The 21,981-nt window shown below is 63.2% G+C and carries 21 protein-coding genes; 8 read left to right on the top strand and 13 right to left on the bottom strand.

Annotated elements, in window-relative coordinates; genetic code table 11:
- Nucleotides 1–15 precede the first annotated feature (15 nt).
- Nucleotides 16–981 (top strand): D-2-hydroxyacid dehydrogenase, encoded by a 966-nt coding sequence (locus AC57B1_RS25515; protein ID WP_496419063.1) that lies wholly within the window; start codon nt 16–18, stop codon nt 979–981.
- Nucleotides 982–1,071: 90 nt separating this feature from the next.
- On the opposite strand, the gene AC57B1_RS25510 is transcribed toward AC57B1_RS25515, so the two are convergent.
- Complete coding sequence (locus tag AC57B1_RS25510; protein ID WP_408353936.1) at nt 1,072–1,848, bottom strand: SDR family NAD(P)-dependent oxidoreductase; 777 nt, start codon at nt 1,846–1,848, stop codon at nt 1,072–1,074.
- A 193-nt stretch (nt 1,849–2,041) separates the two neighbouring features.
- On the opposite strand from AC57B1_RS25510, the gene AC57B1_RS25505 reads away from it, so the two are divergent.
- Together AC57B1_RS25505 and AC57B1_RS25500 are read left to right on the top strand one after the other, a co-directional pair.
- Complete coding sequence (locus tag AC57B1_RS25505; protein WP_408353862.1) at nt 2,042–2,629, top strand: TetR/AcrR family transcriptional regulator; 588 nt, start codon at nt 2,042–2,044, stop codon at nt 2,627–2,629.
- 292 nt (nt 2,630–2,921) lie between these two features.
- Complete coding sequence (locus AC57B1_RS25500) at nt 2,922–3,584, top strand: hypothetical protein (protein WP_496419062.1); 663 nt, start codon at nt 2,922–2,924, stop codon at nt 3,582–3,584.
- Nucleotides 3,585–3,648: 64 nt separating this feature from the next.
- On the opposite strand, the gene AC57B1_RS25495 is transcribed toward AC57B1_RS25500, so the two are convergent.
- The 7 genes from AC57B1_RS25495 to AC57B1_RS25465 form a co-directional block, all read right to left on the bottom strand.
- Nucleotides 3,649–4,518 carry an alpha/beta fold hydrolase gene (locus AC57B1_RS25495; RefSeq protein WP_408353866.1) on the bottom strand — a complete coding sequence of 290 codons (870 nt, stop codon included), beginning with the start codon at nt 4,516–4,518 and terminating at the stop codon, nt 3,649–3,651.
- A gap of 93 nt (nt 4,519–4,611) precedes the next feature.
- Nucleotides 4,612–5,856 carry a 3-(3-hydroxy-phenyl)propionate transporter MhpT gene (gene mhpT / locus AC57B1_RS25490; RefSeq protein ID WP_408353868.1) on the bottom strand — a complete coding sequence of 415 codons (1,245 nt, stop codon included), beginning with the start codon at nt 5,854–5,856 and terminating at the stop codon, nt 4,612–4,614.
- A 94-nt stretch (nt 5,857–5,950) separates the two neighbouring features.
- A complete protein-coding gene (dmpG, locus tag AC57B1_RS25485; protein ID WP_091803227.1) occupies nt 5,951–6,967 on the bottom strand; it encodes a 4-hydroxy-2-oxovalerate aldolase in 1,017 nt (338 codons plus the stop codon).
- 13 nt (nt 6,968–6,980) lie between these two features.
- Nucleotides 6,981–7,922 (bottom strand): acetaldehyde dehydrogenase (acetylating), encoded by a 942-nt coding sequence (locus tag AC57B1_RS25480; protein WP_496419061.1) that lies wholly within the window; start codon nt 7,920–7,922, stop codon nt 6,981–6,983.
- A gap of 24 nt (nt 7,923–7,946) precedes the next feature.
- Nucleotides 7,947–8,759 (bottom strand): 2-keto-4-pentenoate hydratase, encoded by an 813-nt coding sequence (locus tag AC57B1_RS25475; protein WP_496419060.1) that lies wholly within the window; start codon nt 8,757–8,759, stop codon nt 7,947–7,949.
- 18 nt (nt 8,760–8,777) lie between these two features.
- Nucleotides 8,778–9,728 carry a 3-carboxyethylcatechol 2,3-dioxygenase gene (locus AC57B1_RS25470; RefSeq protein WP_408353876.1) on the bottom strand — a complete coding sequence of 317 codons (951 nt, stop codon included), beginning with the start codon at nt 9,726–9,728 and terminating at the stop codon, nt 8,778–8,780.
- A 1-nt stretch (nt 9,729) separates the two neighbouring features.
- Nucleotides 9,730–11,580 (bottom strand): bifunctional 3-(3-hydroxy-phenyl)propionate/3-hydroxycinnamic acid hydroxylase, encoded by a 1,851-nt coding sequence (locus AC57B1_RS25465; protein WP_496419059.1) that lies wholly within the window; start codon nt 11,578–11,580, stop codon nt 9,730–9,732.
- 248 nt (nt 11,581–11,828) lie between these two features.
- On the opposite strand from AC57B1_RS25465, the gene AC57B1_RS25460 reads away from it, so the two are divergent.
- On the top strand, nt 11,829–12,641 hold the full coding sequence (locus AC57B1_RS25460; RefSeq protein WP_408353880.1) for a DNA-binding transcriptional regulator: 813 nt from the start codon (nt 11,829–11,831) through the stop codon (nt 12,639–12,641).
- A 185-nt stretch (nt 12,642–12,826) separates the two neighbouring features.
- Nucleotides 12,827–13,117: a hypothetical protein gene (locus tag AC57B1_RS25455; RefSeq protein WP_091803241.1), complete on the top strand. Its 291-nt coding sequence runs from the start codon at nt 12,827–12,829 to the stop codon at nt 13,115–13,117.
- Nucleotides 13,118–13,352: 235 nt separating this feature from the next.
- Here the strand turns inward: AC57B1_RS25455 and norR are convergent, their stop codons facing one another.
- On the bottom strand, nt 13,353–14,945 hold the full coding sequence (norR, locus tag AC57B1_RS25450; RefSeq protein WP_496419325.1) for a nitric oxide reductase transcriptional regulator NorR: 1,593 nt from the start codon (nt 14,943–14,945) through the stop codon (nt 13,353–13,355).
- Between the two features lie 111 nt (nt 14,946–15,056).
- Between norR and hmpA the strand changes: the two genes are divergently transcribed.
- Nucleotides 15,057–16,238 carry an NO-inducible flavohemoprotein gene (gene hmpA / locus AC57B1_RS25445; RefSeq protein WP_408353884.1) on the top strand — a complete coding sequence of 394 codons (1,182 nt, stop codon included), beginning with the start codon at nt 15,057–15,059 and terminating at the stop codon, nt 16,236–16,238.
- 39 nt (nt 16,239–16,277) lie between these two features.
- Here hmpA and AC57B1_RS25440 read toward each other — a convergent pair whose 3' ends face one another.
- The 4 genes from AC57B1_RS25440 to AC57B1_RS25425 form a co-directional block, all read right to left on the bottom strand.
- Entirely contained in the window at nt 16,278–16,565 is a 288-nt protein-coding gene (locus AC57B1_RS25440) for a hypothetical protein (RefSeq protein ID WP_408353886.1), read from the bottom strand.
- 71 nt (nt 16,566–16,636) lie between these two features.
- Nucleotides 16,637–16,948 carry a hypothetical protein gene (locus AC57B1_RS25435; RefSeq protein ID WP_143048396.1) on the bottom strand — a complete coding sequence of 104 codons (312 nt, stop codon included), beginning with the start codon at nt 16,946–16,948 and terminating at the stop codon, nt 16,637–16,639.
- 104 nt (nt 16,949–17,052) lie between these two features.
- The gene (locus tag AC57B1_RS25430) at nt 17,053–17,577 is read right to left on the bottom strand and encodes a phasin family protein (RefSeq protein WP_091803257.1); all 525 of its coding nucleotides are present in this window, start codon (nt 17,575–17,577) and stop codon (nt 17,053–17,055) included.
- A 374-nt stretch (nt 17,578–17,951) separates the two neighbouring features.
- The gene (locus AC57B1_RS25425; RefSeq protein ID WP_408353888.1) at nt 17,952–18,983 is read right to left on the bottom strand and encodes an alpha/beta fold hydrolase; all 1,032 of its coding nucleotides are present in this window, start codon (nt 18,981–18,983) and stop codon (nt 17,952–17,954) included.
- A gap of 402 nt (nt 18,984–19,385) precedes the next feature.
- Between AC57B1_RS25425 and AC57B1_RS25420 the strand changes: the two genes are divergently transcribed.
- Together AC57B1_RS25420 and AC57B1_RS25415 are read left to right on the top strand one after the other, a co-directional pair.
- On the top strand, nt 19,386–20,897 hold the full coding sequence (locus AC57B1_RS25420) for an efflux transporter outer membrane subunit (RefSeq protein WP_496419058.1): 1,512 nt from the start codon (nt 19,386–19,388) through the stop codon (nt 20,895–20,897).
- Complete coding sequence (locus AC57B1_RS25415; protein WP_496419057.1) at nt 20,894–21,967, top strand: HlyD family secretion protein; 1,074 nt, start codon at nt 20,894–20,896, stop codon at nt 21,965–21,967. The genes AC57B1_RS25420 and AC57B1_RS25415 overlap by 4 nt, the downstream gene beginning before the upstream one ends.
- Nucleotides 21,968–21,981 lie beyond the last annotated feature (14 nt).

Raw genomic sequence — 21,981 nt, 5'->3', positions numbered from 1 at the left:
ATCGGATACCTAATCATGCATAAGATCGTTTTTCTGGACCGCACGACTCTCGCGCCGCAGATCGTGCTACGCGAGCCGCGCTTCGAGCATCAGTTGATCGAGCACGACCGCACTGCGCCGGATCAATTGCTCAAGCGGCTCGCTGGCGCGTCGATTGTGATCACCAACAAGGTCGCGCTGACGAGTGAAGTGCTGGAGCAATTGCCGGATCTGAAACTCGTCGCAGTGGCGGCGACCGGCACGGACTGCGTCGACAAGGCCGCCGCTCAGCGGCTCGGCATTGCAGTGAGCAATATTCGCGGGTATGCGATCAACACTGTGCCAGAGCACACGTTCGCGCTGATCCTAGCGCTGCGGCGCAATCTGGTCGCTTATCGCGACGACGTGCTCGCCGGCGAGTGGCAAAAATCCGGGCAGTTCTGTTTCTTCACGCACGCGATTCACGATCTGGCCGGCGCGCGGCTAGGCATCATCGGCGAAGGGGTGCTGGGGCAGCGCGTGGCGGAACTGGGCAAGGCCTTCGGCATGCAGCCGATGTTCGCCGCGCACAAGGGACGCGAAGGGCTCGGCCCGCTTTACACGCCATGGGACGAAGTGCTCGCGACCAGCGACATCATCACCGTGCACAGCCCGCTCACGCCGCACACGCGCAACATGCTCACCATGCCCGAGTTTCGCGCGATGAAATGCCGGCCGTTGATCATCAACACGGCGCGCGGCGGCCTCGTGGATGAAGCCGCGCTCGTGCAGGCGCTCGACGAAGGTCTGATCAGCGGCGCGGGCTTCGACGTGACCGCGGGCGAGCCGCCCGCCGACGATAATCCGTTGTTGCGCGCGGCCAACCGGCCGAACGTGATTCTCACGCCGCACGTGGCATGGGCGTCGGACGAGGCGCAGCAGAGCCTCGCCAATCAGTTGATGGACAACATCGAGAACTTTGTCAGCGGGGCGCCGACGAATCTGGTGAGCGGCGCTTATTGAACCACGGCCCAGCCATTGCCGAGTCGCTGCCGCGCCACAGCCGCGCCGCCGACTCATCGCGCGGCGCGGCCAATGACATCAGACGCCGCCTCAACCCTGGCGGAAAATCGGCGCGCCCCACGGTGCACCGGTCGTGCCGCCATCCACGACGATCTCCGCACCCGTCATTCCCGACGCATCGTCGGAAGCGAGGAACAGCACCGCCGCCGCGACTTCTTCCGGCGCGGCGAGACGCGCCATCGGCACGCGCGGCGCAAGGGCCTGTTCGGTTCCGTCGAGCGTCGCGCCCGCGCGCGCACCACGCGTCCAGATCGGCGTGCGCGTGCCGCCCGGGATCACGGTATTCACGCGAATACCGCGCTGCACCAACTCCGACGCGAACACCTTCGCCATGCCCGTGATGCCGGCCTTGGTGGCCGAATACGCCGCCGAGCCCGGCGAGCCGAGCTCGCGCATTACCGAGCCGTTCAACACGACCGCGCCACCCTCGCTCATCAACGGCAGTGAGGCTTGTACCGTCAGGAAGACCGCCGTCAGATTGGTGCGAAGAATGGCCTCGAACGCCGCGGCCGTGGTGCCGCCGAGCGGCGTGGGACCGGAGATGCCGGCATTGGCGAACACGATATCCAGCGACCCGAATGTGCTCTTGATCTGTTCGAACAACGCGCCGATTTCCGCTTCGTCGTCCAGGTTGGCCTTTACGCCCAGCGCGTTTTCGCCGAGTTCGGACACGGCCTGATCCAGCTTCGCGCTATCGCGGCCGGTGATCACCACGCGGGCGCCTTCGGCAATCAGCCGCTTCGCCGTAACGAAACCAATGCCGCTATTGCCACCGGTCACCAACGCTGTTTTTCCGTTGAATCGCATCATCTCTCTCCTTGATTGCGCCGCCGAAGCGCCGGAGAGCCCGGTCGCGCGACGCCTGTACCAGTCAAGCGGCCAAAAAGCCGCCGCATACGGACATCCGCGGAAGATGCCCTCGCCCAACAATCTGCATGTTGATCATCATGCACATTTTCAGTATTATGCTCGTCATGCAGATTGTCAAGAGGGGACGGAGATGGGCTACTCGCAGGCGCAAAAAGCAGAAAGCCGGCAACGTGTGCTGGAAACAGCCGCACGGCAGATCCGGGAAGACGGGATCGAGGCGCTCGGGGTGGCAGACTGCATGCGGCGCGCGGGGCTCACCCATGGCGCGTTCTACGGCCACTTCGAGTCGCGTGACGCGCTGATCGTCGAGGCGCTGGAATATGCGGTCGCACAGAGCGAGAAGCGGATCGCCGCGACACTCGCGGCGGCGAACGGCAACGGGTCCGCAAAGAAAGAACCACTGCAGACGATCGCCGAGATGTTCCTCAGTGAGAAGCACATCAGGAATCCGGGTAACGGCTGCGCGCTGTGCGCGCTTGCCGGCGAGGCGCGGCACGCGGCACCGGAAGTTCGCGAGAGTCTCACGCAATACGTGCACAAGCTGGCAGCACGCATCGCGCAGACCTTGGCAGGCCATAGCGAGAGCATTGCACTCGGCATCGTTGCGACCATCGTCGGCGCGGTGACGCTCGCGCGTGCCGTTGACGACCCCGAACTCGCGAGATCGATTCTCGCCGGCTCGCTCGATCTGATCCTCGCGCAAGGCGGAGACGCCTAGTCGAGCACCTTGGCGGCTCCGGCTAGAAAGCGCCACGCCGAAGCCGCTTTCTCAACGCATGGGCGTGCTTATGCGCGAGCGTTCGATGCCTTGGGACTACGGCGCGAAATGCGGAGAGCCGGCGGGCGGTTCCTGAACCCAGCTGATGGCCCAACTGACGGGGGTGTCAAAACGGTGTCAATACGTGTGGAGAAAACCGAATAAATCGCATTGCAAAACGCCCGCGCAGAATGTTTTTTGGCGGTCGATTATCATGGTTCGATCATCTCACTCGAACGACTCGGTGTTGGATATGACGAATACAGGCAAGGCGTTGATAATCGCGCTGGTTCTGGTGGACGTGGGATTCATCTCTTACCAGCTTCTCCCTAAAGGCAATCACTCCGAAGCCGCGCCAGACACGGTGACGGCCAATTCGGTCACGGCGTCGGCAGCCGGTTCGCGAGTGGACGGCACGCACGTGAGCGCGGGCAATGTGGTGTCCACTTCGCCATCTGCGAATAGCACGGGCGAGATCACGGCCGCGCCGCAGCCAGTCAAACCGGCTCCCATCGCCAATGACGCGCAAGCGCTGCCGCAAACATCGCGTCATAAACAGCCGGGCCGCGCGTTAGCGTCGGCGGATACGCGCGAGTCCGTCGCCGCGAAAGCAGATACCGCGCAGCCGGTTGCCCATGCGCGCGCCGATCTGACCCGGCACGGCTCGAATGCCGTCGCGGCGGCCATGACGGAGCAGCTTGTCAAGGAATCGTCCAAACCCGACCCGTCGTTGCCGATGCCGCCGCAGACGCAGACTCAAACGCAAACGCAGACTCAGTCCGCGCCTGTCAGCCAGGACCACCACGGCTCGAACCCCGTTGGCGCCGCGATGACGCAGGCGCTGGTTCGGGAATCCGCCCGGGTCAATTCGGCTTCGTCGCAAACGCCGTCGACAACACCGACTGGTACGCAGTAAGACTGCAGTCCGAAACACTTTTGACGCTCGCGTGCCTCCACGCGGCGTCCCCGGCTGCCACGGCTCAATGCGCGAGAAAGTCCACCACCATGCGGTTGAATTTTTCCGCATGCTCCCACTGCGCCCAGTGGCCGCAGCGGCTGAAAATATGCATCTCGGCGTTCTGCATGCCGGCAACCAGACGCAAACCCACATCCATCGGCACGAAACGATCGTCGCGCCCCCAGATCACGAGCGTCGGCGCCGCAATCTCGCCAAGACGCGGACCGAAGTCGTTGAACTGCTTCGGATTGGCCGCGAGACTCTTCACGAAGTTTTCCAGATGATCGCGGCGTCCCAGCATATTGTCGAGACGCGCCTGCATCAGATCGTCGGTCAACGCGTTGGTGTCGAACACGAAGACGTTCATCATCCGTTTCAGGTTTTCGATCGTCGGTTCGCGATAGAGGCCTTGCAGCAGCTTGATGCCTTCCGTCGGCATCGGCACGAACTGACTGGGGCCACCGGTTCCGCCACCCATCAACACCAGTTTGCCGACACGCTGTGGATTGGCGAGCGCGAACGCGACGGCGCTATGGCCGCCCATCGAATTACCGATGATGTGCGCGCGTTCGATGTCGAGAGAATCGAGCAAACTCTTCAGCGAGCGCGCGTTGAGTTCGGAGCGCGAGCCGTCGCACACAACCGGGTCGCTTTTGCTCCAGCCCAGGCAGTCCATCAGGATGACCCGATAACCCGCGGCGACGAGCGGTTCGACATTCCGGTTGAAGTTCGCCCAGCCGCTCGCACCCGGGCCCGAGCCATGCAGCATCACCACCGTTTCGGCGCCCTGCCCGGCGTCGTTGTAGTGCAACTGCACTTCCCGCTCGCCTTCCTTGATACGCACGAATTGGCTGGTCGATGCTTCGGTGATTGCCGATACATTCGAGGTCATGTTGCTTTCCTTGATCTGAAGAGAGTTGATTGACCGCGCACGTCGCACAGTCGTGCGCGGATAGCATTGGCGGCGCTATTGAAGCGATGAACGTTATTGCGCGGTAGCCGGCGCATAAACCGGCGCGGACTTGCCGACGACGAGCCAAGCCGCGACCGCCGCAACGGCGATCAGCGGAATGCTCGCGCTCAGCAACACGGAGGCGCTCTGGCCGATCGCGAGCAGTTGCCCGGCGATCAAAGGCCCGAGAATCGAGCCCATGCGCCCCACCGCGACCGCGGCGCCCACGCCGGTGCCGCGCACCTGTGTCGGATAGATGCTGCTTGCGAGCGCATACAACACCGACTGTCCGCCGACCAGAAACAGGCCCGCGAGCAGGCCGCCGCACGCCATCGATACGCTGCCGCTTGCCGCCACGAGCGCGGCCAGCGCCGCGGCGATGCCGAGATACATGCCGGTCACGGTGCGGCGCTTGCCGATGCGATCCATCAGGCTTGCGATCACGATGGCCCCGATGCCGCCGCCGATGTTGAACATCATCTGCACGACGCTCGATTGCACGCGCGAGAGTCCGCGGCTCAGCACGAGCGACGGCAGCCAGTTGATCAGGAAGTACAGCACGATCAACGTGCCCAGGTAGCTGATCCACAATGCGACGGTCGTGCCGGCCCGCCCTTCCTTCCACAATGCCTGCGCGATGCCGGACGGTGTCTCGCCCACTCCACGCGCGCCGGCCACTCCCGAGCGCGCGGCGACGAAATGCGCCGACTCGCGCATGAAGATCGCCAGCAACGGCAACACGAGCAGCGGCCCAACTCCGCCGACATAGAAGATATGCCGCCAGCTCGCATCGCCCGGACTCACGATGCCGATCACCGCCGCGAGCGCGGCACCGAATGGCATGCCGCAATACATCGCGCCGACTGCGGTGTTGCGTTGATCCGGCGACGCCGCTTCGGCGCACAACGCGATCAGGTTGGGCATCGCGGCGCCAAGCCCGAGCCCGGTGAGAAAGCGCGCGGCCAACAGGCTGTTCAAGTCCCACACTTGCGTAGTGGCAATCGAAAACAGGCCGAACAGCGCGACCGACAGCATCAGCACGCGCTTGCGGCCGAGCTTGTCGGCGAGCCTTCCGCCGATCGCCGCGCCGGGCAGCAGGCCGAGCGCGCCGATGCTGAATGCCCAGCCCATCTGCGCGACCGCGAGATGAAACTCGCGAGCCATGCGTGGCGCCGCGACGCCGGTCGATTGCAGATCCAGCCCTTCCAGTAATGCGACGATCAGGCATAAGCCGATCGTGACGGCGCCGGTGGCGCGAGTGTTGTTTGATCGCTGCATGAAAAGTCTCCAATGTGTTTTCAGCATCGCTCTTGGCGGCGATAACGCTGGGTTGAGGTCGGCGGCGCAGACGGCCGCCAGCAGGACAAATGCGCTAGACGCCGGCCGCGCGCTTCAGGTCCAACGCCACGTCGACGATCATGTCTTCCTGGCCGCCGACCATGCGCCGCTTGCCCAGTTCGACCAGAATGTCGACGGCTTTCAGGCCGTACTTCTTCGCGGCCACTTCGGAGTGCCGCAGAAAGCTCGAATACACGCCCGCGTAACCGAGCGCCAGGGTTTCCCGGTCCACGCGCACCGGACGGTCCTGCAACGGCCGCACGATATCGTCGGCGGCGTCCATCAACGTGTAAAGATCGGTGCCGTGGTGCCAGCCGGCGCGTTCGGCGGCGGCAATGAACACCTCCAGCGGCGCATTGCCCGCTCCCGCCCCCATGCCCGCCAGACTCGCATCGATGCGGTCGCAACCTTCTTCCACTGCGACCAGCGAGTTCGCGACGCCGAGGCTCAGGTTGTGGTGCGCGTGCATGCCGGTCTTCGTCTCCGGCTTGAGCACGGCCTTCAATGCGCGAAAGCGCGCGCGCACGTCGTTCATGTTCATCGCGCCGCCGGAGTCGACCACGTAGATGCATGTCGCACCGTACTGCTCCATCTTCTTCGCTTCGACCGCGAGGTTTTCCGGCGTGGTCATGTGGCTCATCATCAGGAAGCCAACCGTGTCCATGCCGAGTTCGCGCGCGTATTCGATGTGCTGCTTCGAGATGTCCGCCTCGGTGCAGTGCGTGGCGACCCGCACGATGCGCGCGCCGGCCTGGTACGCCGCCTTCAGATCGTGAATCGTGCCGATGCCGGGCAACAGCAGCGTCGCGATCTGCGCGTGCCCGACCACGTCCGCCACCGCTTCGATCCATTCGAGGTCGCTATGCGCGCCGAAGCCGTAATTGAAACTCGATCCTTGCAGGCCGTCGCCATGCGCGACCTCGATGCTGTCCACTTTCGCCTTGTCGAGCGCGCGGGCAATCTGCTGCACGTTGTCGATCGAATACTGATGACGGATCGCGTGGCTGCCGTCGCGCAGCGTCACGTCGGAGATATAGAGTTTTCTGTCCATGAGATGCGTCTCCTTAAGCCTGAACCAGGGATTGCGCCATGCGCTCAGCGGTCGCGAGCGCAGCCGAGGTCATGATGTCGAGATTGCCCGCATACGCCGGCAGATAATGTGCGGCGCCTTCCACCTCGATGAACACCGAAGTCTTCAAACCGCTGAAACGGCCCAGGCCCGGAATGTTCAACGGCGCGTCCACGGCGATCTCGTCGAACTGCACTTTCTGCTTCAGGCGGTAGCCCGGTACATAGGCATTCACGGCAGCGGCCATGGCTTCGATCGAGGCTTCCACTTGTGCGCGGTCGGCGAGATCCGACAGCACATAGACCGTATCGCGCATCATCACAGGCGGCTCAGCCGGATTGAGCACGATGATCGCTTTGCCTCTGGCGGCGCCGCCCACCGCTTCGATCGCCTTCGAGGTGGTTTCGGTGAACTCGTCGATATTCGCGCGCGTGCCTGGACCGGCCGACTTGCTGCTGATCGACGCGACGATTTCCGCGTAGTGCACCTTCGCCACGCGCGAAACCGCGGCCACCATCGGAATCGTGGCCTGACCGCCGCACGTCACCATGTTGACGTTGCGGCTGTCGAGATGCGCGTCGAGATTCACGACCGGCACGCAGTACGGACCGATCGCGGCAGGCGTGAGGTCGATCAGGCGGATGCCCGGTTTCAGCGCGCGCAGGTAAGCGTCGTTCTTCACATGCGCGCCAGCCGAGGTGGCGTCGAACACGAAGTCGATGTCGTTGAACACAGGAAGACGGGTCAGTCCTTCCACGCCTTCATGCGTGGTCGCGACGCCCAGCCGCGCTGCGCGCGCGAGACCGTCGGATGCCGCGTCGATGCCGACCATCGCCGCCATTTCCAGATGCTCGCTGTGCCGCATGATCTTGATCATCAGATCGGTGCCGATGTTGCCGGAGCCGATGATCGCGGCCTTGAGTTTTTCGCTTGCCATGTCAGTCCTCAATCGGGTGATTGCTTATGCGGAAAAAATCGCGCGAACGCTGCCGAGGCCTTCGATCTGCGCGTTGAAAGTGCCGGGCCGCGTCACCGCGACCATCGGACCGAGCGCGCCGGTCATCAGAACGTCGCCGGCTCGCAGTGGCGTGCCGAGCTGTTGCATGCGGTCCGCGAGCCACACGGCGGCGTTCAGCGGATTGCCCAGACACGCCGCGCCGTTGCCGCGCGAGAGCGTTTCGGCGTCGTTCGAGAGGGTCATCGCGCAGGCCGCCAGATCGACGTCGCGCAGCAATACCGGCCGGCTGCCGAGCACGAAACGCGCGCTCGATGCGTTGTCTGCGACGGTATCGACGAAGCGGATATTCCATCCTTCGATGCGGCTGTCCACGACTTCAATGGCGGCGACCGCGTAGGCCGTCGCGCGAATCAGGTCGGCGTAGGTGTGTTTTTCATGCGTGAGGTCGTGTTCGAGTACGAGTGCGATTTCCGCTTCGACCTTCGGCTGGATCAGTTCGCCGAGCGCGATCGGCTGGTTGTCGCCGTAGGCCATCGACGCAAACAGCGCGCCGAAGTCCGGTTGATCGACGCCGAGTTGGCGCTGCACCGCGGGCGAGGTCAGGCCGATCTTGCGGCCAACGATGCGCTCGCCCGCCGCCACTCGCGCCTCGACGTTGATCTGTTGCACCATGTAGGCGAATCCGGCGGCGGTGGCTGGATTCAAATGGGTGAAGCGCTCGTCGTCGCGCAACGGCGCGATGGTCTGACGCGTGCGTTCGGATTCGCGCAGCCGCAGGGCCAGCGCTTCAGCATTGCTTCGTTGGGTCAGGGTCATGGCGGGTTCCGTGATTTGTCATGCGGTTTCGGCAATGGGCCGCGCGTGCATCGCGCCAAAGCCCGCGATCCATTCGGGGATCGGCCGGTAGTAATCGAGCGTCGCGCGATAAGGTCCGTACGCCTGCAGCGCGCCGAATGCGGCGATCCACGTGCGAACCTCATGCGCGGATTTGCCCGCGTCGCGCGTGATCGCGGTGTCGGTCAAGCCGTCGAGCGCGCACAGTTCCCCTTCTTCGAGCGTTTTCAGAAACGCGCGGTCCCATTCGGGATTGAGCGGATGCAGCCGGCTATCTCCCGAGGCGAATGCACGGGCCGCCGCGACGGTGCGAGCCTGGCGCGCCGCGCGCGCTTCGGGCGACGGATTGCGGCCGGCGATCAGCCGCTCGGCGACTTCATCCGTTGCGCCCGCGAGTTCCGGCACCGGCGGCTCGTGCGAAATGCCGCCGGAGCCGATCACCAGCACACGTTGGTCCGAACGCGCGAGGCGGCGGCCCAGTGCGTCGCCGAGCAGTCGCGCCCGGCGGCACGACGCCATGGGCGGCGCGACCGAATTGATGAACACCGGCACAACCGGATAACGGTCCAGTGCGCCCGTGAGAATCTCCAGAGCCTGCGCACACCCGTGATCGACCTGCATCCGGTACGACACGGCGACGTCGACATCCGCGGCGAGCGTGGCTTCCGCGAGATCGAGCGCCGTGGCGGCGGGTACGGCAAGCTGCCCCGCCAGACTGCCGAAGTCACCAATCGCGCTCGCCGACGCGCCGATGCAGAACGGCGGCATCACGTCGTAGAAGAAGCCGTTGTAGTGGTCCGGTGCGAACACGACGACCAGTTGCGGATCGAAAGCGGCCACACGTGCGCGCGCCGCCGCGTGAATCCGCGCGACTTCCGCGACAATGTCCGGCGCCGGGTCGCAATAGCCGCGGAGCGGCGTGTGCGAAAGACATTCGAGCAACATCGGCATATCAGGCTCCCGCCGCGATGGCGACATCGCTTTCGGACGCCTTCGCCGGCGTGCTCACCGCCGCCGTGGCGACGGCCCGCTCGTCGGTCTTCAATGTCAGCTTGACGGCAAGCTCGCCGATGCACGCCGACACCTGTTGCGGCGTGCACATGCCCGCAACAAAACGATCGGGCCGCAGCAGCACCACGGATTCCGGCACGCGCGAGAACCACTCTTTCAGACGGCCTTGCACATCGCCGACGGCGATCACGCCGTCGGACACGTCGTCATGAAAAGCGAGCTGGGTGTCGGGTTTCGCGAGCACGAAGCAGCCGCCGAGGCGCTGCCAGGTTTCACGCGCAAGCGGCGACAAGCCGAACGTGGGATCCGAACCCCAGCCGATAATCGCGAAGCGATTGCCGAGCACGTCGTCGAGACGCGCAACGCTGCCGTCCAGCGTGCGCACGCGCGGCTGAATGAACATACGCCCAACCGGCGAATGACACGACGGATCACGGCCATACACGAGGCGGCCGAGCAGCGACTCGCGCTTCTCGCTCATCAGCCCGAGCAGCCGGCCGGGCGCGGAATGACCGGAACGCTCCAGCATGCGAGCCAGCACGCCATGCTTGCGTTTGTGCTCCGCCAGCAGAACGACGCCCGTTTCATAGCGCGGCATCGGCTTGAAACGCATCTCCACGAAATAGCGCTTCATGGCGGGGACCACGTTGAAGGTCCGCACGAAGGTGTCGCGAAACTTGATGCCGAAGCGGCTCGTCGGCGCGAAAATGTCGCCGGCCACTTCGGACAGATGGATCATGGAGCGGGCGTGCGCGCGCCGCTCCGCCGTATAGGTGTCCAGCAACGCGTCGCTGGCGATCTGTCTGACCACCATCGCCAGCTTCCAGCCGAGATTGCTCGCGTCGCGGATCCCACTGTTGTAACCCTGCCCCTGCCAGACCGGCATGATGTGCGCGGCGTCGCCGGCCAGCAGCACGCGATCCACACGAAAGCGGCTCGCGAGGCGCGCATTATGCGTATAGACGCGCTTGCGGATGTAGTCCACCTTTTGCGGATCGGCGACCACCTTGCGGATCAGCTCGGCCATGTTCTCCGGCTTCGACAATTCCTCTTCGGTTTCGCCGGGCATGACCATGAATTCGAAGCGGCGAATGCCATGCGGCAGTGCGGCCGACACGTACGGCCGTTTCGGATCGCAGTGCATGTAGACATGCGGCGAGCCGATCGGATCGTTGCGCACATCCACCACGATCCATTGATTCGGCTTGGTGCGTCCTTCGAACGGCACGTCGAGCATGCGGCGCACGAAGCTGTTGCCGCCGTCCGCGCCGACCATGTACGACGCGCGTACTGTGCGGCGGCCGCCTTTCTCGTCCTCCGCTTCGATCGTCACGCCGGTCTGATCCTGCGTGAAACCGCTCACGCTAGTGCCGAATAGCACCTGAACGTGTGGGAAGCGGCGCAGTCCTTCGTACAACACACGATCCGCGAGCGGCTGAATGAATGCATTGCGGCGTGACCAGCCGAACTCGTCGGTGCGCGGTTCGATCGACGCAAAGCAGTGACCGGTGTGCGTGACAAAACGCATCCAGTGATCAGGCGTGGTGTGCGGCAACAGCACATCGGCGAGGCCGACTGACTGGAACACCCGCAGCGCTTCATCGTCGAGGCCGATGGCCCGCGGGTAGTCGATGATCTGCTCGAGTTTTTCCAGCAGCACCACGCGCACGCCCTGCAAGCCCAGATAATTGGCAATCATCAAGCCGACAGGGCCGGCGCCGATAATCGCCACATCGGCGGACACGGTTTCGCTGCGGCCGCTCGCGGCCGCCAGATCGGTGGATGGGAACATTCTGTCTCCTTTCTCGCGAACGGCACACGGCGCCGTCGCTTCAGATAGCGGACTCGTTTGGAATATTCAGGGAGGGCACGGCGTGACGATCGCGTATCGCCATGGCGAAAAGTCGCGCATGGGACGCGGCATCTCGCGTCTCCTTGAATCGTAGATTTGATCGCAGTCTAGGACTCGCACCGGATCACCTCAACAATTTGTGAAAAATGTGCATACAATGCACACAGTTGATTTATTGAGGTTTTTCGGTGACGAAATATACGAGTGTGCGAGGTCTCGCGCGCGGCCTGCAAGTGTTGCAGGCGCTCAACTCCATGGACAGCGGCCGCGCCACCAGCCAGCAGATCAGCGACCTGACCGGCCTGCATCGCACCACGGCGCGGCGGCTGCTGGAGACGTTGATGGAGGAAGGATTCGTGCGTCGTAGCGCGTCGGACGACAGTTTTCGCTTGACGCTCCAGGTGCGTTCGTTAAGCGAAGGTTTTACGGACAACGAACGGATTGCGACGATTGCGCCGCCGATCATGGGGCAGCTATTGCAGCGCGTTGCGTGGCCTTCGGATCTGACCACGCCGGACGGCGACGCGATGATCATCCGCGAGACGACGCATCGCTTCAGTCCGCTCTCGTTTCACCGTTCTATGGTCGGGCGCCGTTTACCAATTCTGCTGACCGCCGCTGGGCGCGCCTACTTCGCGATGTGTCCCAACGGCGAGCGCGAGGACATTCTCGACTTGCTGCGCTCAGGCGCGGGCGGTGAAGAACAGAAAGCCCTCGCCTCGAACGACAAATTGATAAAAAGCCTGGTCAAGCGGGTGCGCGCGGACGGCTTCGGCTCCAATCACGGCGACTGGTCCGCGCAAAGCAAGATCGGGGCGGTCGCGGTTGCGATCGTCTCGCGCGAACGTGTGCTGGGGAGTCTGAATGTGGTGTTTCTCTCGCGAGCAGTGACGCTCGCGGAGGCAAAACGGCGCTACGTGCCGGAACTCCAGATCGCGGTGCGCGAAATGGTGGCGGAACTGGAGTCGCAGGACGAGCCAGAGGGAAAGAAGCCTGAGTGAGAAGATGCCGCGCCGCCGGGGGTTTCTTAGGGTTTACTACAGCCCGCAGAGCGTCTATTCTTCAGCGGAATACTTCGCCCACCCAACTACCGCAGATTGACCAAAAAACAGGCTTCTGTTCGACGGATTGAAACCCGCCCTGCCGGAGCACACTGTCATCATGCCAATCCCGCCAGGAGCCTGCGATGTCTTCCCGCCACGACAAAGATAACGAATTCGAAATCGGCTTGCCGGCTGTTTCGAGCACTGAATGGACCAGCCCGGTGCCGGGCGCCGACGCCGGAACGATGCGCGGATTGCACCTCGCGTCGGAAAGCGTGTTGTGCCTTGCGACGCAGACCTACGAAGCGGTGGCACGCGGCGACGCGGCAGGCGCGGAATCAGCGCGCGCATCGCTCGAACAGCAACTGGCGGTCGCCACGCGTCTGATCGACGAACTCCTGTTCGACGGCGCCGGTCCGCATACGACACATTGACCGGCCGGCAGGCCGGGCAGCACCAATCGCAGTCTCAACTTCTGATAACTGAAATGAGCGCTCTAACGGTAATTCTCTGCATCTGGTCCATGGTGGCCATTTGCGCCATTCTCTTCATTCGCGGCGCCAACCGGCGCATTGAGCGGCCCCGCAAAGCACCGCAAAAGCGGCCGGCGCGTTTTTCAATCGCGGAGTAACAGCCGGCCGGCGGCGTGGATCCGTTCTCGACGCCGGCTCATTTGAGTCCAAGCCGTTTGGCTAAGCGGTTCAGATTCGCCCGATCAAGGCCGAGTTCACGCGCGACGGCCGCCCAATTCTGATTGTGACGCGCCAGCGCGTCGAGCACAGTGGCCCGCTCGAACTCGGTCACCGCGCTGCGGAAGTCCCTGGTTTCGCTGCCTGCTGTATCGGCGGGCGTCTCACTTCTGGTTTCGTCTGGCGTGGACGACAGCGCCAGGTCGGCGGCGGTCAACGTCAGGATCCGACGGCGCTCCCGGTTTGCGGCGAGTGCCTTGAGCGCGCTTCGCCCGATCAGATGCTCGAGTTCACGCACGTTGCCCGGCCACGGATAGCGCAACAGCATGGCTTGCGCATCCGCCGCGAGACGCAGGCTCAGCAGGCCGAGCCGCGAGCGATTCTCCTCAAGAAAAAAACCGGCAAGGAGCAGCACATCGCGGCCGCGCTCGCGCAACGGCGGCACGCGTAACGGATAGACGCTCAAACGATGGTAGAGATCGGCGCGGAACCGCCCCGTGCGCACCTCTTCGGCGAGATCGCGATTGGTGGCCGCGATGAGCCGCACGTCGACCTTGTGTTCGTGGTCCGAGCCGATTCGTTGCAGCTGGCCGTTTTGCAGCACCCGCAAAAGCTTGGCCTGCACCATAAGCGGCAACTCTCCCACCTCGTCGAGAAAAATCGTTCCGCCGTCCGCCAGCTCGAACTTGCCACGCCGGTCCGACGACGCGCCGGAGAACGCTCCGCGCACATGCCCGAACAATTCACTCTCGACCAGCGTATCGGGTAGCGCAGCACAGTTCAGACTGATGAGCGGCTTGTTCGCCCGCGACGAAAGCGCATGGATCGCGTTGGCCACGAGTTCCTTGCCAACTCCGGTCTCACCGGTGATCAGCACGGTCAGATCACTGCCCGCTACGACTTCGATTTCCCGCACCAGTTGCGTGTGGGCTTCACTGCTGCCGATCATCTCGCGCCGGCTCTGGCTGCTCGCCTGCCGGTAGGCTTCGGCGCGGCGCCGCTCTTCCTCGCTGCTGCGCGCCAGCGTATCGATTCGCTCGACGACACTCACCGTGGCGGCAGCGAGGCCCAGAAACGCCTGCAACGACGCCATGTCGATGCTGTCGAAGCGCGCCGGATCCAGCGCATCGAGCGTGAGCAGACCCCATGGCCGGCCACGAACGAACAGCGGACATCCGAGGCAATCGTGAACTTCGAGATGCCCGGACGTGCCTTGCACGAGGCCGTCATAAGGATCCGGCAAATCGGAATCGGCGGCGAAACGGGTCGGCTCGGGCCGCGATAGAAGTTGCTCGAAGCGCGGGTGGTCACTGACACGAAAACGCCGCCCAAGCGTATCGCTGCTCAATCCGTCGATCGCGAGCGGCACGAGCGTGTCGCCCTCCAGACGCAACAAAGCGGCAGCATCGCCGGGAAACAGCGCCCGCAAGCTGCTGAGCAGGCGCCGGTAGCGCTCGCGGTCGGTCAAGTCGCGCGAAAGATCGAGGATCAGGGGCGTCAGGACATCGAGTAAGTCTTGTGCAGTCAGATTGACTCCTGCAGGAGTCTTTCCGACCAAGGTCGAATTGACCATCATGAAATTCACATCATTGATTTAATTGCATTTTATACCTGGCACGAAACATGGATAGAAAAGCACGACAGTCGAAGCTGACTGACTATCCACCACCAACCAGGACTTCCTATGCTTTCCGCCGAACACCGCGCCATCGTCAAAGCCACCGTTCCTCTTCTCGAAAGCGGCGGCGAAGCGTTGACCACGCACTTCTACAAGATGCTCATCAGCGAGCATCCGGAAGTGCGTCCCATGTTCAACCTCGCGAACCAGGCAAGCGGCGCGCAGCAACGCGCGCTGGCCAACGGCGTGCTGATGTACGCGCGCCACATCGATCAACTCGAACAACTCGGCGGACTGGTCTCGCAGATCATCAACAAGCACGTCGCGTTGAATATCCTGCCGGAGCACTATCCGATTGTCGGACAGTGCCTGCTCAGATCCATCCGCGAAGTGCTCGGCGCCGAAATCGCAACGGATGCGGTCATCGAAGCGTGGGCCGCCGCCTATCAGCAACTCGCCGATCTGCTGATCGGGCTCGAAGAAAAAATCTACGCCGAGCGGGAAGCGGCGCCGGGCGGTTGGCGCGGCACGCGGCTCTTTCGCGTCGCCCGTAAAGTGCGGGAGAGCGACGAGATCACGTCGTTCTATCTGCGTCCCGACGATAACGGCGAGTTACTCGCGTTTCATCCGGGACAATATATCGGTGTGCGGCTTACGGTCGACGGCGAAGAAGTGCGCCGCAATTACTCGCTCTCGGCCATGTCGAATGGCCGCGAATACCGTATCAGCGTGAAGCGCGAACCGAGCGGAAAGGTATCGAACCATCTGCACACGCGCGTCAACGAGAACGACACAGTGGAACTGTTTGCGCCGGCCGGCGACTTCAAGCTCGAACACAGCGACAAGCCGCTGGTCCTGATCAGCGGCGGCGTGGGCATTACACCGACGCTGGCCATGCTGCAAGCCGCGCTGAATACCGATCGTACCGTCCACTTCATTCACTCTGCGCGCCATGGCGGCGTGCATGCGTTCCGCGACGCGATCGAGCAACTGGCCGCGCGTCATCCGAAATTGAAGCGTTTCTATTGCTACGAACAACGCCGCGCGAACGATGCCGACGCGCACGGCATCGGCTATCTCGACGAAACGCGTCTCGATGCGTGGCTGCCGGAAACGCGCGACGTCGACGTCTATTTTCTCGGACCGATCGCGTTCATGAAGGCCGTCAAGAAGCACCTGAAAGCGATCGGCGTGCCGGAGTCGCAAAGCCGATATGAATTCTTCGGCCCGGCCGCGGCGCTGGAATAACAGGTAGTGAATGGGTCACGGTTGTCCCGGACATGCCGCTCAGCAAAGCGTCGCGCTTGTCACCCACGGCATGCTCCTGAAGCGCGCGATCATGGCGTCCACCCATTCGCATTGCGCTTGCGCGAGGGCAATCGTGACCTCCTCGAAACCGCTGCCGGGCAGCGTCGTCACGTCGACCTTTTCGACGTTGCGGGAAAATGGCAATAGCACCTGCCAGATGGCGGCAATGCGCGTACCGTGAAGCGCCGCGCGCACCACGAGTCGATAGCGGCCTGAAGCGTGGGCCGACAGCACTTTCAAACCGCTCTCAGAACCTTCATGGGTCATGTCTTTCCCCTGAGGACTTGGCTATTTCCGCGTTTGCCGCGGTATTCGGATGTCCGCTCGATTCTTACGCTTTACGATGACGTTTTGACGATGCCGCGCAGCCGCCTGAGCAACGCGTCCGCATGTTCGCGATCGACTTTGGATATTTCGCGCTGATTCAGTATCGCCTCGATGCGCCGACGCCAATAACCCGGCTCGTTCACTAACGACGTGCAAGCCACCGAATCACCTTTTGAAGTCAATCTCTCAAGCGTTGTGACTATCGTTTCGATATGCAAAAGATCGTTCTTAAAAGACGCGTGACTTCCCATTACATTCCCGGCTAACTTAAAAGCGCCTTCGGATCGCCCTTCGAACGAGTTGGCAAGCAATGCGATACCCATTTCGTCTCCGAATCGGCTGATCCGTCCTGCTTGCAGGAAAGCGAAACAACAGGCCTGACATGTTTCCGCCAGGCTGCATGAGCATTGCTGTTGGCTGATTGTCTTTATTTGGCGCGCGTCGGCACAGGGCTTGTCGGCTGACCTGCCTGCGCCATGGCAATGGCTTGCGCGGTGGCTTTGCGCATTGCGTCGTAGGCGGCGCCCGCGCTGGAAACCGCCGACTTGAAGACCGTGACCGCGACCTCGGAACCGGCCGGGGCATTGCGCGCAAAGTCGTCTACGACCGTCTGCATTCTTGCGTTGGACTGGGCGCAGCGATCTTCGAATACCTTCAGAAACTCGGCCTGCGCGTGATTCGCAATGCCAAGTACGTGACTGTTATAAGACAGCACTTTCTCCGCCGCCGGTCTAGCGTTACCGGCTTGCTGAACGAATAATTCGACGGGTGTCTTACCGGAGAATGCCAGTTGCCAGGCCTGTTCGCTCTCGGCGAGCGTGGCCTTGGCGGCCTGCAGGTTCAATCTGGTCAGGTCTTCAACATACTGGAATGTTTGCTGTACCAACGAAAACGCGACAGCAACATTGGCACTTTGCATCGAGATAAATTGATCTGGCGTCGAAAAAACCACTCTGCACTCCTTCGTTAAGCCCACAAATCGCTCGATACGAGGTAGGCGAAAACAGCTCGCAAGCATGCAGATGCTGACCCAACAGCCCCCGGCCCCCTCGAATCGCTTCTGCCGTGCAGAATTAGATGAAACATTCTAACTTTGTTAAACCGGCGTCTGGCGTACTGTTTTGTAGGTAAATACCCCTGGTCGATCAGGGTGATTTGACTGAAGAATCGAGCGATTTGGGACGGTGGTGAGTGCGGCTTTTTGGCAGCGGCGGCAGGTCGGTCAATGGGTGATTCAAACGGGTGGGCGTGATGCGCACGAGCGCGCCATGCAGCGCGGCCGCGTCGAATAGATCGACGCGGCCGGCGTGGGACGGTCAATCGCCCTCAGAACCGGGCGACGTCGATGATCGCATCGGCGAATGCTTTGGGCGCCTCTTGCGGCAGGTTGTGCCCGATACCGCCGCCGATGTTCCGGTGCGCATACTTGCCGGTGAACTTCTTCGCGTACGCGGCCGGTTCGGGATGCGGCGCGCCGTTCGCGTCGCCCTCCATCGTGATGGTCGGCACCGTAATGACCGGTGCCTGGGCGAGGCGCTTCTCCAGCGCGTCGTATTGCGCTTCGCCCTTGACCAGCCCCAGACGCCAGCGATAGTTGTGGATCACCACCGCGACGTGGTCCGGATTATTGAACGATTCCGCCGAACGCTCGAAGGTCGCATCGTCGAAATCCCATTTGGGCGATGCCGTATGCCAGATCAGCTTGTTGAAGTCGTGGCGGTTCGCTTCGTAGCCCGCATAGCCGCGCTCCGTGGCGAAGTAGAACTGATACCACCATGCCAGTTCCGCCTTCGGCGGCAACGGCGTCCGGTTGGCTTCCTGACTGCCGATCAGATAGCCGCTCACCGACACCATCGCCTTGCATCGCTCCGGCCACAGCGCCGCGATAATGTTCACCGTGCGCGCGCCCCAGTCGAAGCCGCCGAGAATCGCCTTGTCGATCTTCAGCGCATCCATCAACGCGATGATGTCCACGGCGACGACCGCCTGCTGGCCATTGCGGGGCGTGTCAGCCGACAGGAACCGCGTCGAGCCGTAGCCGCGCAGATACGGCACGATGACCCGGTAGCCGGCGGCGGCGAGCAACGGTGTGACTTCGACGAAGCTGTAGATGTCGTAGGGCCAGCCGTGCAGCAGGATCACCACGGGTCCATTCTGCGGGCCCGCTTCCGCATATCCCATGCTGAGCGTCCCGGCGTTGATCTGCTTCAGGTTATCGAAGGACGTGACGCGCGATCCCGCCTTCGTGCCGCTGGACTGCGCGTGGGCGAGTCCGCTCAGCCCGAGTTCCATCAGGCTGAGGCCCGCAACGGCCGTCCCCAGCAAACGACGACGCCGATCATTGATCTGTTCAGACATGGCTATTCCCCTTATGTGCGAGTGCGTTGAGCCAGATGAACCGGCCTGGGAGCATTAAACCTTCCGCACGTATCTGGCTTGTGTCGCCAATGTCCGCGAATGAAACGTCATGTATCGGGCCGCGGAGTGGATACATTGCGATACACAGAAAACGGGCCCGACCAGTCCGTAACGGGATGATCCAGATCAAGTTGTCCCATCAGTAGCGTCGGTTATAAGTATTTGCAGGATAAGCGCTTCAGGATCCGGTCGCGGGTCCGGTCTTGACGCATGCAACGCGTCGACTCGAACGTCATCGCTCGCCTGCCGGGCGGGCGCGATGCGCATTGCGTAGTCGACGCCGGCACAGGCCATTGCCTCGCTCGAAGCATCCCACCGAATTCACCAGACTCAGACGCTCTCATGTTCTCATCGTCGCACTCACGACCGCCGCCAGCAACACGCCGCTCGCCTCACTGCGGCACAGGGTTCGCATCGGCGCTCGTACTGGCGGCGGCGCTCAACCTGGGCGGATGCATGTCGCTCGCGCCGTCCTATGTGCGTCCCGCGCTGCCGGTTCCGGATACGTGGGCCGGCGCTCCAGCACCCGCCGACGGCACATCGCCAACGGTCCAGATCGACTGGCGCAGCTACTTTCCCGACACCCAACTGCAGGCCTTGATCGAGCAGGCGCTCAGTGGAAACCGCGATCTGCGCATTGCCGTGAGGCGCGTCGAAGAAGCGCGTGCAACCTACGGCATCCGCCGCGCCGATACTTTTCCGACAATCGCCGCCGGCGGCTCCTATGTCCGTTTCCGCGCGCCCGGCGTGCTGTTGCCGGGCGGAAGTATCGACGCCCAGGCGTATCAGGTCGGACTAACCGAAAGCAATTGGGAACTCGACTTCTGGGGCCGCGTACGCAGCCTCAAGGACGCGGCCCTCGAAGAATTTCTGGCGAGCGACGCCGCGCGCCGTGCGGCCACCCTCAGTGTGATCGCTAACGTCGCGGACAATTACCTGCTGCTGCGCGAACTCGATGAGCGCATTGCCGTGGCCCGGGAGACGATCGCGAGCCGTTCCGAATCGCTGCGCATCTTCCGCCGACGCTTCGAAGTCGGCGCGATCTCGAAGCTGGATCTCAGGCAGTCGGAAATTCTGTTGCAGCAGGCGCAGACGCTGGTTGCGCAGCTCGAACAGTCGCGCGCCACTCAGGCCCACGCGCTCGCCGTACTGGTCGGCGCACCCGCCCCGCTGCAGCCTGCCCCGCTGGACGACGCAAGCGTGTACGCGGACCTGCAGGCAGGACTGCCGTCGTCGTTGCTGGAAAGGCGTCCGGACATCGTCGCGGCGGAGCACCGGCTGCGCGCCGCCAATGCGAATATCGGCGCGGCGCGCGCGGCGTTCTTTCCACGCGTCACGCTCACTGGTGCGGTCGGCTCGACGAGCACCGATCTGCATAGCCTGTTCGCCTCGGGTAGCGGCGCGTGGATCTTCATGCCCAACATCTCGCTACCCATCTTCGACGCCGGGCGCAATCGCAACAACCTGGAACTTGCCAACGCCCGCGAAGGCGAAGCGGTGGCGCAATACGAAAAGACCATTCAGCAAGCGTTTCGCGATGTAGCCGACGCACTCTCGGCGCGAGAGTGGCTTGCCGCGCAGGTTCAGGCGGAAACCGACACGCTCGTCGCGCAGTCCGAGCGGGCGCGCCTTGCCAGGCTCCGGTACGACAACGGCGCGACGCCCTTTCTTGAAGTGCTCGACGCACAGCGAGACCTGCTCAACGCACGACAGGAACTGATCCAGACGCGGCGTGCCTTGCTCGCGAGCCGCGTCGCGCTGTATGCCGCGCTCGGTGGAGGCGTGCAGGAGGCGGAACCGACGCTGTCGCCTTCAGCCGCTGACATCACACTCAAACAAGGCCCATTGCCATGAGCCCCAGCAGAAAGAAACAGATCGCCGCCGTTGCCTTACTGGCCGTGATCGTTGCGGCCTCCTACTACGCGTGGACGATGGTGCACGACTCGGGTCCCGCGGCAGGTTTCGTGAGCGGCAATGGCCGCGTCGAGGCGACCGAAATCGACGTGGCGACCAAACTGCCTGGCCGTGTCGAAACCATTACCGTCGACGAAGGCGACTTCGTCAAGGCGGGGCAGCCGCTTGCGACGATGCAAGTGACCGTGCTCGACGCGCAACTCGCCGAAGCCCGCGCACAGCATCAGCAGGCGATCAACACCGCGCTCAGCATCGAAGCGCAGGTCGTGCAGCGGCAGAGCGACAAGGTGGCAGCCGAAGCCGTCGTCTCCCAGCGCGAAAGCGAACTCGACGCCGCGCGCCGCAAACTGGCGCGCTCGGAAACCCTGTCGCGCGACGGCGCGTCCTCCATGCAGGAACTCGACGACGATCGCGCCCGCGAGCGCGGCGCGCAAGCCACGGTGCGCGCCGCGAGCGCTCAGGTCACCGCAGCCCAGGCCGCCGTCGATGCAACGCGCGCGCAACTCGTCGCCGCGCATTCCGCGGAGCATGCCGCGCTCGCGACCGTGGCGCGCGTGGAAGCCGACATCAGCGACAGCCAGTTGACGGCGCCACGTGACGGCCGCGTGCAATATCGGATCGCCGAGGCCGGCGAAGTGCTCCCAGCAGGTGGCAAGGTCCTGAATATCGCCGACCTTTCCGATGTCTACATGACGTTCTTCCTGCCGGAGACGGTAGTCGGCAAGGTCGCACTCGGCGCCGAAGTGCGCGTGATACTCGATGCGGCGCCCAACTATGTGATTCCCGCGACCGTTTCGTTCGTGGCCAGCACCGCGCAGTTCACGCCGAAGACCGTGGAAACGACCAGTGAGCGCCAAAAACTGATGTTCCGCGTCAAGGCGAGGATCAACCGCGAACTGCTGCTCCAGCATCTGAAGCTCGTCAAGACAGGCCTGCCGGGTGTCGCGTGGATCAGGATCGATCAGCATGCCGCGTGGCCCGCTTCGCTCGCGATCAAGGTGCCGCAGTGAAAGGCGCAGTGAGC

It is taken from the genome of Paraburkholderia sp. BGA-UO-ETr-F21 (assembly GCF_059567925.1).
Note: the sequence above shows the minus strand (reverse complement) of the source record. Positions and strands in the feature narration are given on the sequence as shown.

Excerpts from the sequence above, each read along its gene's own strand:
- AC57B1_RS25515 (WP_496419063.1), top strand. The coding sequence starts at position 16 with ATGCATAAGATCGTTTTTCTGGACCGCACGACTCTCGCGCCGCAGATC.
- AC57B1_RS25510 (WP_408353936.1), bottom strand. The coding sequence starts at position 1,848 with ATGCGATTCAACGGAAAAACAGCGTTGGTGACCGGTGGCAATAGCGGC.
- AC57B1_RS25505 (WP_408353862.1), top strand. The coding sequence starts at position 2,042 with ATGGGCTACTCGCAGGCGCAAAAAGCAGAAAGCCGGCAACGTGTGCTG.
- AC57B1_RS25500 (WP_496419062.1), top strand. The coding sequence starts at position 2,922 with ATGACGAATACAGGCAAGGCGTTGATAATCGCGCTGGTTCTGGTGGAC.
- AC57B1_RS25495 (WP_408353866.1), bottom strand. The coding sequence starts at position 4,518 with ATGACCTCGAATGTATCGGCAATCACCGAAGCATCGACCAGCCAATTC.
- mhpT (WP_408353868.1), bottom strand. The coding sequence starts at position 5,856 with ATGCAGCGATCAAACAACACTCGCGCCACCGGCGCCGTCACGATCGGC.
- dmpG (WP_091803227.1), bottom strand. The coding sequence starts at position 6,967 with ATGGACAGAAAACTCTATATCTCCGACGTGACGCTGCGCGACGGCAGC.
- AC57B1_RS25480 (WP_496419061.1), bottom strand. The coding sequence starts at position 7,922 with ATGGCAAGCGAAAAACTCAAGGCCGCGATCATCGGCTCCGGCAACATC.
- AC57B1_RS25475 (WP_496419060.1), bottom strand. The coding sequence starts at position 8,759 with ATGACCCTGACCCAACGAAGCAATGCTGAAGCGCTGGCCCTGCGGCTG.
- AC57B1_RS25470 (WP_408353876.1), bottom strand. The coding sequence starts at position 9,728 with ATGCCGATGTTGCTCGAATGTCTTTCGCACACGCCGCTCCGCGGCTAT.
- AC57B1_RS25465 (WP_496419059.1), bottom strand. The coding sequence starts at position 11,580 with ATGTTCCCATCCACCGATCTGGCGGCCGCGAGCGGCCGCAGCGAAACC.
- AC57B1_RS25455 (WP_091803241.1), top strand. The coding sequence starts at position 12,827 with ATGTCTTCCCGCCACGACAAAGATAACGAATTCGAAATCGGCTTGCCG.
- norR (WP_496419325.1), bottom strand. The coding sequence starts at position 14,945 with ATGGTCAATTCGACCTTGGTCGGAAAGACTCCTGCAGGAGTCAATCTG.
- hmpA (WP_408353884.1), top strand. The coding sequence starts at position 15,057 with ATGCTTTCCGCCGAACACCGCGCCATCGTCAAAGCCACCGTTCCTCTT.
- AC57B1_RS25440 (WP_408353886.1), bottom strand. The coding sequence starts at position 16,565 with ATGACCCATGAAGGTTCTGAGAGCGGTTTGAAAGTGCTGTCGGCCCAC.
- AC57B1_RS25435 (WP_143048396.1), bottom strand. The coding sequence starts at position 16,948 with ATGGGTATCGCATTGCTTGCCAACTCGTTCGAAGGGCGATCCGAAGGC.
- AC57B1_RS25425 (WP_408353888.1), bottom strand. The coding sequence starts at position 18,983 with ATGTCTGAACAGATCAATGATCGGCGTCGTCGTTTGCTGGGGACGGCC.
- AC57B1_RS25420 (WP_496419058.1), top strand. The coding sequence starts at position 19,386 with ATGTTCTCATCGTCGCACTCACGACCGCCGCCAGCAACACGCCGCTCG.
- AC57B1_RS25415 (WP_496419057.1), top strand. The coding sequence starts at position 20,894 with ATGAGCCCCAGCAGAAAGAAACAGATCGCCGCCGTTGCCTTACTGGCC.